Below are 11897 nucleotides of genomic sequence, written 5' to 3' on the forward strand. Positions count from 1 at the left end.
GGAAGTCAGGACAGCAAGACGTAAAGTTGTCTGGATGTGAGGATGGCTATATTGGCATGAAATGCTGAAAAAATGACCGTTTTTCGCAGGCATTCGCCAGCAGATATGCATCCGGCAGATAATCATTGTTGAAATTGGTCTAAATGCATCCTACCCGGTAAATCCGCTGTTTATTTCCGAAAGTTATAACAAATTCTTTTTTGTTCATTTAAAAGCTGATAACGCCTGTTTACTATCGTTTGGACATCCATACTGCTAAACCGCCATGGGCGGCACGGATAACGAATAAGAATGATTGTACTGAGCAATATTTCGAAGGTTTTTGACAACGGAAAGGTGGCACTCACAGCCGTTGATAACGTCAATTTGACGATAGCACAGGGACAGATATACGGGATTATCGGTTACAGCGGGGCAGGTAAAAGCACGCTGATTCGTCTGCTCAACGGCCTGGAAAAACCCAGCGCCGGTAGCGTCACCATTAATGGACAGGACATTTCGGCGGCAAAAGGTGAAGCGCTGCGTCAGGCGCGCCTGAAAATCAGCATGGTGTTTCAGCACTTCAACCTGCTGTGGTCGCGCACGGTCAGCGAGAATATTGCGTTCTCGATGCAGATTGCCGGCGTGCCGAAAGCAAAAATCACCGCCCGCGTCGCCGAGCTGGTGGAGCTGGTCGGCCTGAAAGGTCGCGAGCATGCCTACCCGTCTCAGCTCAGTGGCGGCCAGAAACAGCGCGTCGGCATCGCCCGCGCGCTGGCCAATAACCCAGACGTGCTGCTCTGCGATGAAGCCACCTCCGCGCTTGACCCGCAGACCACCGATCAGATCCTCGATCTGCTGCTGGATATTAACCGCCGGTTCAAATTGACCATCGTGCTGATCACGCACGAGATGCATGTGGTGCGCAAAATCTGCGACCGCGTGGCGGTGATGGAGAACGGTAAAGTCGTGGAAGAGGGCGACGTGCTGAGCGTCTTTACCCATCCGCAGCAGCCGATTACGCAGCAGTTTGTCCGTCAGGTGAGCCAGTACGCTGAAGAAGAAACGTTCAATACCGAACTGGCAAACGATCTGGAAGGTACGGTCATCAGACTGACCTTTACCGGGCACAGCACGCATAAGCCGATCGTGGGTGAACTGACCCTGCGCTATGGCCTGCCGTTTAACATCCTGCACGGGAAAATGACGCAAACCGCCCACGGCGTGTTTGGCCAGCTCTGGGTACATGTAGTGGCATCCGATGAACAACTGAACAATATCCTCGCCGACCTGAAGCACAGCGATATTGAAGGCGAGGTGATTAAACATGGCTGAGGATCTCTTTCCGCATCTCAAGTGGGACCAGCTCTGGGCGGCGACGCTGGAGACGCTGTACATGACCGCGCTGTCCGGCGTGGCGACTTTTGTACTGGGTATCGTGCTGGGTCTGGCGCTGTTTTTAACCGCACGCGGCGGGCTGTTCCACAACCGCACGGTCTACAGCGTCATTTCGATTGTGGTGAACGTGTTCCGCTCGATTCCGTTCATCATTCTGATTGTCCTGCTGATCCCGTTCACCAAGACCGTCGTCGGCACCATCCTTGGTGCCAACGCGGCGCTGCCGGCGCTGATTGTGGGTGCCGCACCGTTCTACGCACGCCTGGTGGAGATCGCCCTGCGTGAAGTGGATAAAGGCGTTATAGAAGCAACGCGCTCGATGGGCGCACGACTGAGCACGTTAGTGTTTCGGGTTTTACTGCCGGAATCATCACCTGCACTGGTATCAGGTATTACGGTGACGCTCATTGCGCTGGTGAGCTACAGCGCAATGGCGGGGGTGATTGGCGCCGGTGGGTTGGGAAATCTGGCTTATCTGGAAGGATTCCAGCGCAACCATGGTGACGTCACGCTGGTGGCAACGGTGACCATTTTAATCATCGTTTTCATTATCCAGTTCTGCGGCGATGTCATTACTTCACTGTTAGATAAACGCTAATAAATACACACAGGAACCACATCATGAAAAAGACACTGACACTGATCGCCGCTGCAACTCTGAGCGCCCTGAGCTTCGCTTCCTGGGCTGACACCCTGACCGTGGGCGCATCCAACACGCCGCACGCCGAAATTCTGGAGCAGGCAAAGCCGATTCTGGCGAAGCAGGGGATCGACCTGGAGATTAAACCGTTCCAGGACTACATTCTGCCGAACACCGCGCTGGCGGGTCATGACATCGACGCGAACTATTTCCAGCACATTCCTTACCTGAACAGCGTGCTGAAAGATCATGCGGGCGATAAAGACTACGATTTTGTCAGTGCGGGCGCGATCCACATTGAGCCAATCGGCATCTACTCCAAAAAATACAAGTCGCTGAAAGACCTGCCGGAAGGCGGCAAAATCATCATGCGTGACGCGGTTTCTGAAGAGGGGCGTATTCTCTCTATCTTCGAAAAAGAGGGCGTGATCAAGCTGAAGCCGGGCATCGATAAAGTGACCGCACGCATCAGCGATATCGTCGAGAACCCGAAAAAGCTGAAGTTCACGCCTAACGTTGAAGCGTCTCTGCTGCCGCAGATGTACAACAACAACGAAGGCGACGCGGTGGTGATTAACGCCAACTATGCGATTGACGCGGGTCTGGATCCGGTTCACGACCCGATTGCGGTTGAGAGCGGTGAAAACAACCCGTATGCCAACATCATCACCGTGCATCGCGGTGACGAGAAGAAGAAAGACATCGTCGCGCTGGTGAACGTGCTGCACTCAAAAGAGATTCAGGACTGGATCCGCACCAAGTACAAAGGCGCGGTCATTCCAGTAAATAACTAATTTACTGATTTTACAGATGAAGCCCGGCGAGTCTCTCGCCGGGCTTCTTTTTTGTATCCGGCTGGAGAATCATTTAAGCTCAACGTTTAACAGGCAATGGAGTGATGACGATGGGTAACGTGACCAAAGATGAAGCGCTGTACCAGGAGATGTGCCGGGTGGTCGGGAAGGTGGTACTTGAGATGCGTGATTTAGGGCAGGAGCCAAAGCATATTGTCATTGCCGGAGTCCTGCGTACCGCGCTGGCGAACCAGCGCGTGAAACGCAGTGAATTGACTACCGAAGCGATGGAAACGGTGGTTAAAGCGCTGGCCGGGTAAGACGCCAGCGCTTCGCAAGCTGCTCAAGCGAGCAGCAGAGCAGGTAGTAGACCACGCCCGTAAAGATAAAAATGGCCGCCGGGTAGATTTGCACCCGGTTGTTGACCTGTCCCGCCACCGTGGTCAGTTCCGGGACGTTCACGATAAACGCCAACGACGTATCCTTCAGCAGGCTGATAAAAATCCCCACCAGCGACGGCAGAATGTTCCTCAGCGCCTGCGGCAGCAGCACGCGCCACAGGGTTTGCTGCGTGCTGAATCCCTGTGACAGTGCGGCTTCGTACTGCCCGGACGGTAGCGCATTAAGTCCGGCCAGTACCGAGTGCATTACGGTAGCCGCCGTAAACCAGGCCAGCGCCAGCGTGACGGTCAGCGCCCCCGGCAGATCGCCCCCGGTAATGAGCGGCAGGAGATACCACATCCAGAAAATTACGAAGATGAGCGGGATACCGCGAATCAGCTCTGCCCACAAAAAGAGGGTCTTGCGCACGAGCCCGGTAAAGCGCCAGGCCAGACACGCGAGCACTATCCCACCGGGCAGAGCAATGACGGCGGCCCCAATCGCCATCATCAACGAGAGCAACACGCCCCCCGGTTCACCCGTTGCCGCGCGTCCCCACAGCAGATAATCGAGGTTATCGGTGATGACATTAAGTCCGGCAATCATGTTTTTCACTCCCTGAGGTGGCGACGTTTGGGCGTTTACGTTTCGCTTCAGGTCCAATGCGAACCAGCACCATCCCCATGACCAGGCCGGTCAGCAGATAGAGTGCGGTTCCGAAGGTAAATGCTTCCAGCGCGTGCGCGTTATAGCTCTCAATCTGCCTGACCTGATAGGTCAGCTCGGCGAAGCCAATCCCGCTGGCGAGCGAGGAGAGCTTCATCAGATTAAGGTACTGGCCAACGACCGGCTGCCAGGCGTTGGCCAGCCCCTGCGGCAGCAGGATGTAGCGAAACAGGCGCCACGCGGAGAATCCCTGAGCGAGCGCTGCCTCCCGCTGTCCGGCAGGCACGGAACGTAAGCCCGACTCCACCTCTTCAATTAAAAACGCCGAGGTAAAGACACCCAACCCCCAGGCAGAACATAAAAATTCGGGCGTAAACCACCAGACGTTGCCGGGCAGAATTGACCAGCTGTGATCCGCGTTCACCGCGTCGCGGAACGCCTGCGGTAGACCGTTCCAGGCGGCAAAATACCAGAACAGCAGCTGCACCAGCAGCGGCGTATTGCGAAACAGCGACACCCAGCTGCTGACGACCGCGTTCCCGAGGCGTCCACCGGAAAGGCGCAGAAGCATAAAGAGCAATGCGAGCAGGCTGGCCAGCATCATCCCGGCAAGCGTTACCCACAGGGTGGTGAGGAATCCGGAGAGTATCCACTGCAGAGGCTGTCCGGTCAGTACCCCCTGCCAGTCGAGCGCGGGCATTACAGATGCTCCTGATGCAGCGGGTTGAGCACCTTTTGCAGGAACCGCTGCGCGCGCGGATGCGAGGGCCGACTGAAAAATTGCGCCGGCGGCGCAATTTCCAGAATTTGCCCCCCGTCGATAAAGACGACTCTGTCGGCTATCTCCCGGGCAAACTGCATCTCATGGGTTACGACAATCATCGTGATCCCGCTGTGGGCGAGGGCCTTCATCACAAACAGCACTTCACCAATCATCTCCGGATCCAGCGCCGAGGTGGGTTCATCGAACAGGATGATTTGGGGTGAAGAGGCCAGGGCACGGGCAATCGCGACGCGCTGCTGCTGCCCGCCGGAAAGCTCTGCCGGGAAATGGTGGGCTTTTTCCAGCATTCCGACCTTCTCCAACAGGGCCAGCGCGCGCGCCTGGGCAGGCTGCGGCTTCCAGCCGTGAACGTGCTCCAGTGCCAGGGTGATGTTCTGGCTGGCGGTGAGATGGGCGTAAAGATTGAACTGCTGGAACACAAACCCCACGCGGCTGCGCAGCTGACGCAGCCCGGTACCGGAGAGCTTTCCGGTAGGCTTGTTATCGACCAGAATCTCCCCGCCGCTAAGGGTTTCAAGCTGGTTGATGAGACGAATCAGGGTGGATTTACCGGAACCCGACGGGCCGAGGATGGCGACCACTTCACCGGGGGTGATGGTGAGATTAATGTCGTTTAAAACCTGATGGTCACCGTAGCGTTTGTCCACATGACGAAACTCGACGCTGGCCTGTTCCAGATGTGAAAAATCCGCGGCACCGGCCGCGGAGTGTGAAAATAAACCTGAGAGCATAATTATCTGGCTTCTATTTTAAAGGCGCGAGGCTGCGGGGCAGGCGTGTTTGGGCCAAACCAGACATCGTAGATTTTTGCTGCCTGACCGTTCTTCTCGAGATTAACCAGCTCGTCGTTAACGGCCTTCAGCAGCGCCGTTTCACCTTTCTTCACCCCAACGCCAATCTCTTCTTTGCTCAGCAGGTCGGGCAGGATTTTGAAGTTCGCTTTGTCCGGCGCCTGCGCCAGCAGACCGGCCAGAATGGTGCTGTCCTGGGTAATGGCCTGGACGTTACCATTGCGCAGTGCGGTCAACGCCAGGGGAATGTCGTCATAAGAGAGGACGCGGGACTGCGGGAAACGCTGGTGCAGCGCCTGCTCGCCCGTCGTGCCTTTGACCGCGCCAATGCGCGCCCGGCTATAGTCATCGAGCTTGTCCGGGGATTTCACCGGAACGAGGAACTGCTGGCCGGTGACGAAGTAAGGCGTCGAGAAATCAATCACCTGCGCGCGTTCCGGGGTGATGGTGATATCTGCCACGATCAGGTCTGCTTTCCCGGACTGCAGCAGCGGAATACGGTTGGCCGGATTGGTGGCAACCAGTTCAAGCTTCACGCCGAGCGATTTTGCCAGCGCTTTGGCGAAGTCCACGTCGTAACCCACGATCTCGTGCGTTTTGGCATCAATCGAGCCAAACGGCGGGTTGGCGTCAAACGTGGCCACTTTCACCACCCCTGCGGCCTTAATATCCGCCAGCTGATCGGCCTGTGCCTGCGCTGAAAGCAGGCTCCCCGCCGCCAGTAATCCCAGAACCAGTGTCCGTTTGGTAAACCCTTTCATGTTTGCTGCCATAGTCATACGCCATCCCGTTGTTTTTGTTTTACCCCGCTACGCTCCCATAAGCGAAAGCTATCGCCAAATAAGAAATCGTTCTTTGCTTTGAGCAAAAAAGCATTAGTGAACAAGGTGTTAATGAAGCGTGAAAAGAACGGGAGGCTATTTGCAAATCCTGCACATGGACAGTGGATTTTGGTATTTCACCCGCGCGGCATTTGAGTGCTTAACTGAGGTCAGACACGGCGAGAGAGGGTAAGGCGATGAAAAAGTGGATCAGCACGTTACGGCGGTTTTTTGCGACCCGACCAGTGAATGCGGAGAACAGCGCGCAACGTGTTCTTGAGTCAATACTGCCTGTCGCCAGCCTGTATGGCGTAGACGTTGCCAACATTGACCCGGAGTGGTTCCATGATAAAACGTCACGCTGAACTGCGCCGCACGCGCGAAACGTACTGGAACGAGGTGTGCGTGACGTTTAACGAGTGAAATAAAAAAGCACCGGTTTCCCGGTGCTTTTTTATTAGATCTTGCAGGCGTCGCCGCAGTCGTCGTCGGCGACAATCGCCTGCGCTTTTTTATCCGCGTCGTCCAGACGTTCCGCATTACGCTCTTCTGCTTCATCCAGACCGTTAAAGACTAAATTATCGAGATCAATTTCCATGTTGCACCTGCTCTGTTCAGTTTTCGATACTGGCACAGTATAGGGTAAAAAAAGCCAGCAATGTACCTCGCAGCACATAAGGATAATCCCTGCCATACTCAGTGCTTTATCGCTGAGGAGAGCACATGATTACACTCTGTAAAACCTGCGGAACGGCTTACGATACACAGCCTGAGAAATGCCCGATCTGCGAGGATGAACGCCAGTATGTCCCCAGCACGGGGCAGGCGTGGACCGATCTCGATACCGTCACCGCCACGCATAGCAACAAATGGCAGCAGCTGGAGCCGCGATTGTTTGGGATCAAAACGGTCCCGGCGTTTGCGATCAACCAGCGGGCGCTGCTGCTGCAAACGCCCCACGGCAATATTCTCTGGGACTGTATCGCCAACCTCGACCCCGCAACCAAAACGCTCATTACCGCCCTCGGCGGCATCAGCGCGATTGCGATTTCACATCCGCACTATTACACCACGATGCAGGAGTGGGCTGCGGCGTTTGATGCGCCGGTGTACCTGCACGCCAGCGACAGCGAGTGGGTGATGCGCGACAGCCCGGCCATTCATTTCTGGGAGGGGGATGCGCTGGAGATTTTCCCGTCAGTCACCTTGCTGCGTCTGGGGGGGCATTTTGCCGGGGGAACGGTGCTGCACTGGCAGGAGGGGGACGGGGTACTGCTGGCGGGCGATATTCTGCAGGTCACGCCGGGTAAAGACGCCGTCTCGTTTATGTGGAGCTACCCGAACTATCTTCCGCTGCCGGCCCGCACCGTGGCGTCGGTCGTGAATCATCTGGAAGGCAGAACGTTTGAACGTCTGTACGGCGCGTTCGAAGGGCAGAACATCCTCGCTAACGCGGACGAAATTGTGCAGCGCTCGGGCCAGAAATATATTGCTTGTCTGAAGTAAACCACGATGGGTAAACTTTACGAGTGTGATCTCGATCATACCTAAACTAAAACAGATAAAAGAGACATTGCTATGCAACATATCATTGAAGGTTTTCTCAGCTTTCAAAAAGAGATTTTCCCGCAACGTAAAGAACTCTTCCGCAGTTTAGCGTCCAGCCAGAATCCCAAAGCGCTGTTCATCTCATGCTCCGACAGCCGTCTGGTCCCGGAACTTGTCACCCAGCAAGAGCCAGGACAACTCTTTGTCATTCGTAATGCTGGCAACATCGTGCCGCCGTTCGGACCGGAGCCTGGCGGTGTGTCCGCTACCATCGAATACGCCGTCGTGGCGCTGGGCGTCACGGATATCGTGATTTGTGGTCACTCCAACTGTGGCGCGATGAAGGCGATTGCCGATAACGCGAACCTGGAGCCGATGCCTGCCGTGTCACACTGGCTGCGCTATTCCGACGCGGCGAAAGCCGTGGTGGAAAAAAAAACCTGGGATAAGCCGATCGATAAGGTCAATGCGATGGTGCAGGAGAACGTGTTTGCGCAACTGAGCAACATTAAGACCCATCCTTCCGTCGCGGTGGGCCTGCGTAATAACTCCATCCGACTGCACGGCTGGGTGTACGACATTGAAAGCGGCGAAATCCTCGCCCTGAATAAAGAGACGAAAACCTTCGTTTCGCTGTCGGAAAACCCGGAAGTCTTCTTCGAGTAATCCGCGACAGCAGGGCACGGATGCCCTGTCAGTTTTCAAAATAGGGCAATCTCCGCCGCACCCCCGACGCGGGTTTTTCCGCCGCTTGCGCCATCGCCTCTGCAATCTCTGCACACTCCGCCAGCCCCTGAACGAAGGGACGATCGTGCATCAGCCAAGGTATCGCACCGAAGGTGATGCGCCCGCGAACGGTGTCAGGCGCTTTTAAGGTGTAATCCTCGCCGATATCGGGTATCTCATCGCCGGTCGCTTCCAGCTGTTTTCGCAGCGTCGGGAAGGGCAGATCTTTCGTTTTGAGCGGCCTTTGCCCGCGCGCATCAATAAAAACGTCGAAGCGGTAAACGGTCTCTTGTGTGGTTATCACCGTTCGATCGCTGCCAACGTCGAGCGTGTAGTCGTCACCGAGCGCGGCCACGCTGATGATGCCGGCTTCGCGAAGTGCGAGCAGCCTGCGGATAGACTGCGGAGGGATGGCGGCATAGTTGTCGATAAATACCCGAGCCAGCCCCTGTTTGAAGCGTTCAACGTCTCGATCGCTGAGATGGGGAACGATCTCCTGAACCACTTCATGCAGCCGAAGCACGGTATAGCGCCAGGCCACGGTACGGCGTTCGCGTTTATTTTTCTCAACTTCTTTCAGGTTATCTTCCGCCCAGGTAAAGGGTCCGTGCCGTTTACGATCCTCAAACCAGGCCTCACGAAGGGTGTCCGCATTCAGCGTATGCAGAGACATTTTTTCGCACCACGCCGGATCGGCAAGCTGAAGCTCTTTGACCATCAGGACAAAGATACGATCGAGCAGGCCATCCGGTCCTTTGGCAATCTCGCTTTCTAACACGCGTTCGGTCAATATCGACAGCGGCTCGTAAGGAATAGGGCAGTAAAAATCGGCTTCCGGCAGAATGCCCGTCCGGGACATCAGGACAATCTTCAGCGCCTCGCTGCCTTTATTTAGCACAAATTTATCATCGCGAAACGCACCGTGCTGCATTACGACCGCCATGGCCGCGTCGAGACCGCTTAACGATGTCCCCATAATACCGACGCGACAGGGCGGAATACTGGCGTCCATCAGACCGGACCACGGGCTGGGGAAGAACGTGCGCGTGGCTTCATCCTCCTCTGGCCAGACGTGGCCGGTGGCGATAACCGCAAGGTCGAAGCGTTCAGGAAAGGCGCTGCCGTTGACGGAAAGCGTAACGCCTTCTTTCGAGGGCACGATATCGGTGACCTGGGCGGATTTATGGACATCAACCTGAAATCCCCGTTTTTCCGCCTCTTTTACGATGGACCGAAAGCTGTCGCGGAAATACTCACCCAGCAGGAGCCGGGGCAGGAACTGTCGGTCATGCAGGCGGGCTTTATCAACCTTAAAGCGTGCCAGATGGGCTTCGCTCTGGCCTTTGAGCCAGTCGAGGTAGGTCATAAAAATGGGCGGGATTTCAATACTTGCGATATTTGCCAGCATCAGACGAGAGTTATCGTCGTCGTTATAGGGCATACCCACGCCCGCTTCATCACTTTGTTCAAAGACGGAGACCGAAAGCGGCTGCGGGTTTTTAAGAAGGGCGTAAAAGGTATAAATCCCTGTTGGGCCGGAACCGATAATGGCGATTTTCTTCATCGACGGTTGTCCTCTCTTTTTTCCATGAGAAAAGCGTAGCAGGAGAACAGTAATGAAAATGAAGGATTAGGAAAATTCAGGCTATCAGAAGAGGATTTGCACCATTTCAGGACTGAAATGGTGCGTCCGAGTGGACTCGAACCACCGACCCCCACCATGTCAAGGTGGTGCTCTAACCAACTGAGCTACGGACGCAGAATGGTGCGTTCAATTGGACTCGAACCAACGACCCCCACCATGTCAAGGTGGTGCTCTAACCAACTGAGCTATGAACGCAACGTGTTGTCGGTGACAACGGGGACGAATATTAGCGGCACAGCACCGAGGTGGCAAGAGGGAAAATGCAATTTTCTCTCTGATTTCACGCGATTGCTGTATTACCGCGCAAAGTGAAGAGAAAGTAGCCGCCGGGTGGCGGCTAATGCGTATTTAACGGGCAGCGCGTTGCAAAATGATCGTTGATGGCTGACGCTGCAGGAAGCGCATGCGCATCATCATCATAATCGCCGCCGACGTCAGGCCGATGATAAAGCCCATCCAGAACCCCGCCGGTCCCATGCGGTCAACCACAAGGTCGGTCAGGGCCAGAATATAACCACACGGCAGACCCAGCACCCAGTAGGCGATGAAAGTGATAAAGAAAATGGAGCGCGTGTCTTTATAACCGCGCAGCACGCCGCTGCCAATCACCTGGATGGAGTCCGAAATCTGGTAAATCGCAGCCAGCAGCATCAGGTGCGATGCCAGCGTAACGACTTCCGGATTGTCGTTATAGAGCAGGGCAATCTGCTCGCGCAGCGCCACGGTGAAAAGCGCTGTGCAAATGGCCATGCAGACGCCGACGCCCAGTCCGGTCCGCGCGGCGGTTTGCGCATCGAGCGTCGAACCTTGTCCCAGGCGGAAGCCCACGCGAATCGTCACCGCCGCGGCCAGCGACATTGGCAGGACGAACATCAGGGAGCTGAAGTTCAGCGCAATCTGGTGCCCGGCCACGTTCACAATGCCCAGCGGGGAGACCAGCAGGGCAACCACGGCAAACAGGGTCACCTCAAAGAACAGCGCAAGGGCAATCGGCAACCCTAACTGCACCAGACGCGTCATGATGCTCCAGTCCGGCGTGCTGAATCTGTTCTCGTTGCGAATGTCGCGCATGGAGCGGGCGTGCTTCACGAAGGTAAGCATCGAGAAGAACATCACCCAGTAAACGGCTGCTGTCGCCACGCCGCAGCCGACGCCGCCCAGCTCCGGCATCCCGAAATGACCGTAGATAAAGATATAGTTAACCGGGATGTTGACCAGCAGCCCGATAAAACCCATCACCATCCCGGGCTTGGTTTTCGCCAGGCCTTCACACTGGTTACGCGCCACCTGGAAAAAGAGGTAGCCCGGCGCGCCCCAGAGCAGCGCGCGCAGATAGCCCACGGCTTTATCCGCCAGGGCCGGGTCAATGTTATGCATAGCGCGGATGATATGGCCCGCGTTCCAGAGCACGACCATGATCAGCACGGAGACAAACCCTGCCAGCCAGAACCCCTGACGGACCTGATGGGCAATGCGCTCGCGACGACCCGAGCCATTGAGCTGAGCGATAACAGGCGTGAGCGCGAGCAGCAGACCGTGGCCGAACAGGATGGCCGGAAGCCAGATTGACGTGCCGATAGCCACGGCCGCCATGTCGGTGGCGCTGTAGCCACCTGCCATTACCGTATCCACAAATCCCATTGCGGTCTGGGCCACTTGCGCGACGATCACTGGTATAGCCAGTGCCAATAGCTGGCGCGCTTCATTCATGTACTTCTGCACGT

Annotated in this window: 14 protein-coding genes and 2 tRNA genes; 7 read left to right on the forward strand and 9 right to left on the reverse strand. The window is 56.0% G+C overall.

The genetic code is table 11. From position 1 onward, the window contains the following. Nucleotides 1–291: 291 nt before the first annotated feature. From AC0TN7_RS20985 to fumD, 4 genes are all read left to right on the forward strand, one after another. Nucleotides 292–1314 (forward strand): methionine ABC transporter ATP-binding protein, encoded by a 1023-nt coding sequence (locus AC0TN7_RS20985; RefSeq protein WP_024909383.1) that lies wholly within the window; start codon nucleotides 292–294, stop codon nucleotides 1312–1314. Continuing rightward, the gene (locus AC0TN7_RS20990; protein WP_024909382.1) at nucleotides 1307–1975 is read left to right on the forward strand and encodes a methionine ABC transporter permease; all 669 of its coding nucleotides are present in this window, start codon (nucleotides 1307–1309) and stop codon (nucleotides 1973–1975) included. The genes AC0TN7_RS20985 and AC0TN7_RS20990 overlap by 8 nt, the downstream gene beginning before the upstream one ends. Before the next feature lie 23 nt (nucleotides 1976–1998). Further along, nucleotides 1999–2811, forward strand: coding sequence for a MetQ/NlpA family ABC transporter substrate-binding protein (locus AC0TN7_RS20995; RefSeq protein ID WP_008500616.1), 813 nt, complete (start codon nucleotides 1999–2001; stop codon nucleotides 2809–2811). A 110-nt stretch (nucleotides 2812–2921) separates the two neighbouring features. Continuing rightward, nucleotides 2922–3131: a fumarate hydratase FumD gene (gene fumD, locus AC0TN7_RS21000; protein ID WP_008500615.1), complete on the forward strand. Its 210-nt coding sequence runs from the start codon at nucleotides 2922–2924 to the stop codon at nucleotides 3129–3131. Here fumD and AC0TN7_RS21005 read toward each other — a convergent pair. From AC0TN7_RS21005 to AC0TN7_RS21020, 4 genes are read right to left on the reverse strand one after another with little or no spacing between them, the layout of a single operon-like run. Next, the gene (locus AC0TN7_RS21005) at nucleotides 3112–3798 is read right to left on the reverse strand and encodes an amino acid ABC transporter permease (RefSeq protein ID WP_267214690.1); all 687 of its coding nucleotides are present in this window, start codon (nucleotides 3796–3798) and stop codon (nucleotides 3112–3114) included. The two genes, fumD and AC0TN7_RS21005, sit on opposite strands and share 20 nt — an antisense overlap. After that, complete coding sequence (locus AC0TN7_RS21010) at nucleotides 3782–4558, reverse strand: amino acid ABC transporter permease (protein WP_473702401.1); 777 nt, start codon at nucleotides 4556–4558, stop codon at nucleotides 3782–3784. The genes AC0TN7_RS21005 and AC0TN7_RS21010 overlap by 17 nt, the downstream gene beginning before the upstream one ends. Next, nucleotides 4558–5373, reverse strand: coding sequence for an amino acid ABC transporter ATP-binding protein (locus AC0TN7_RS21015; RefSeq protein WP_024909379.1), 816 nt, complete (start codon nucleotides 5371–5373; stop codon nucleotides 4558–4560). Before AC0TN7_RS21015 ends, AC0TN7_RS21010 begins: the two co-directional genes overlap by 1 nt. 2 nt (nucleotides 5374–5375) lie before the next feature. Then, a complete protein-coding gene (locus AC0TN7_RS21020; RefSeq protein ID WP_193745651.1) occupies nucleotides 5376–6206 on the reverse strand; it encodes an ABC transporter substrate-binding protein in 831 nt (276 codons plus the stop codon). A gap of 245 nt (nucleotides 6207–6451) precedes the next feature. On the opposite strand from AC0TN7_RS21020, the gene AC0TN7_RS21025 reads away from it, so the two are divergent. Continuing rightward, nucleotides 6452–6619 (forward strand): hypothetical protein, encoded by a 168-nt coding sequence (locus AC0TN7_RS21025; RefSeq protein WP_014831607.1) that lies wholly within the window; start codon nucleotides 6452–6454, stop codon nucleotides 6617–6619. Between the two features lie 92 nt (nucleotides 6620–6711). Here AC0TN7_RS21025 and AC0TN7_RS21030 read toward each other — a convergent pair whose 3' ends face one another. Beyond that, a complete protein-coding gene (locus tag AC0TN7_RS21030; protein ID WP_003857665.1) occupies nucleotides 6712–6852 on the reverse strand; it encodes a hypothetical protein in 141 nt (46 codons plus the stop codon). A 125-nt stretch (nucleotides 6853–6977) separates the two neighbouring features. On the opposite strand from AC0TN7_RS21030, the gene AC0TN7_RS21035 reads away from it, so the two are divergent. Together AC0TN7_RS21035 and AC0TN7_RS21040 are read left to right on the forward strand one after the other, a co-directional pair. Further along, nucleotides 6978–7760, forward strand: coding sequence for an MBL fold metallo-hydrolase (locus AC0TN7_RS21035; RefSeq protein WP_473702402.1), 783 nt, complete (start codon nucleotides 6978–6980; stop codon nucleotides 7758–7760). A 72-nt stretch (nucleotides 7761–7832) separates the two neighbouring features. Further along, nucleotides 7833–8468, forward strand: coding sequence for a carbonic anhydrase (locus tag AC0TN7_RS21040; RefSeq protein ID WP_024909376.1), 636 nt, complete (start codon nucleotides 7833–7835; stop codon nucleotides 8466–8468). A 28-nt stretch (nucleotides 8469–8496) separates the two neighbouring features. Here the strand turns inward: AC0TN7_RS21040 and AC0TN7_RS21045 are convergent, their stop codons facing one another. From AC0TN7_RS21045 to mdtK, 4 genes are all read right to left on the reverse strand, one after another. Then, nucleotides 8497–10092: an FAD-NAD(P)-binding protein gene (locus AC0TN7_RS21045; RefSeq protein ID WP_473702403.1), complete on the reverse strand. Its 1596-nt coding sequence runs from the start codon at nucleotides 10090–10092 to the stop codon at nucleotides 8497–8499. Between the two features lie 118 nt (nucleotides 10093–10210). Then, a tRNA-Val gene (locus tag AC0TN7_RS21050) sits at nucleotides 10211–10287 on the reverse strand. Between the two features lie 4 nt (nucleotides 10288–10291). Next, nucleotides 10292–10368, reverse strand: a tRNA-Val gene (locus AC0TN7_RS21055). Between the two features lie 153 nt (nucleotides 10369–10521). Beyond that, nucleotides 10522–11895, reverse strand: coding sequence for an MdtK family multidrug efflux MATE transporter (gene mdtK / locus AC0TN7_RS21060; RefSeq protein ID WP_473702404.1), 1374 nt, complete (start codon nucleotides 11893–11895; stop codon nucleotides 10522–10524). Nucleotides 11896–11897: the final 2 nt, after the last annotated feature.

The sequence above is a fragment of the Enterobacter sp. PL_is511 genome, assembly GCF_055816065.1.

What these genes read in the sequence shown, in the direction of transcription:
- AC0TN7_RS21020 (WP_193745651.1), bottom strand. Translation starts at nt 6,206, where the DNA reads ATGGCAGCAAACATGAAAGGGTTTACCAAACGGACACTGGTTCTGGGA.
- AC0TN7_RS21025 (WP_014831607.1), top strand. Translation starts at nt 6,452, where the DNA reads ATGAAAAAGTGGATCAGCACGTTACGGCGGTTTTTTGCGACCCGACCA.
- AC0TN7_RS21045 (WP_473702403.1), bottom strand. Translation starts at nt 10,092, where the DNA reads ATGAAGAAAATCGCCATTATCGGTTCCGGCCCAACAGGGATTTATACC.
- AC0TN7_RS21005 (WP_267214690.1), bottom strand. Translation starts at nt 3,798, where the DNA reads ATGATTGCCGGACTTAATGTCATCACCGATAACCTCGATTATCTGCTG.
- AC0TN7_RS21035 (WP_473702402.1), top strand. Translation starts at nt 6,978, where the DNA reads ATGATTACACTCTGTAAAACCTGCGGAACGGCTTACGATACACAGCCT.
- AC0TN7_RS21030 (WP_003857665.1), bottom strand. Translation starts at nt 6,852, where the DNA reads ATGGAAATTGATCTCGATAATTTAGTCTTTAACGGTCTGGATGAAGCA.
- AC0TN7_RS20995 (WP_008500616.1), top strand. Translation starts at nt 1,999, where the DNA reads ATGAAAAAGACACTGACACTGATCGCCGCTGCAACTCTGAGCGCCCTG.
- AC0TN7_RS20990 (WP_024909382.1), top strand. Translation starts at nt 1,307, where the DNA reads ATGGCTGAGGATCTCTTTCCGCATCTCAAGTGGGACCAGCTCTGGGCG.
- AC0TN7_RS20985 (WP_024909383.1), top strand. Translation starts at nt 292, where the DNA reads ATGATTGTACTGAGCAATATTTCGAAGGTTTTTGACAACGGAAAGGTG.
- AC0TN7_RS21015 (WP_024909379.1), bottom strand. Translation starts at nt 5,373, where the DNA reads ATGCTCTCAGGTTTATTTTCACACTCCGCGGCCGGTGCCGCGGATTTT.
- AC0TN7_RS21040 (WP_024909376.1), top strand. Translation starts at nt 7,833, where the DNA reads ATGCAACATATCATTGAAGGTTTTCTCAGCTTTCAAAAAGAGATTTTC.
- fumD (WP_008500615.1), top strand. Translation starts at nt 2,922, where the DNA reads ATGGGTAACGTGACCAAAGATGAAGCGCTGTACCAGGAGATGTGCCGG.
- AC0TN7_RS21010 (WP_473702401.1), bottom strand. Translation starts at nt 4,558, where the DNA reads ATGCCCGCGCTCGACTGGCAGGGGGTACTGACCGGACAGCCTCTGCAG.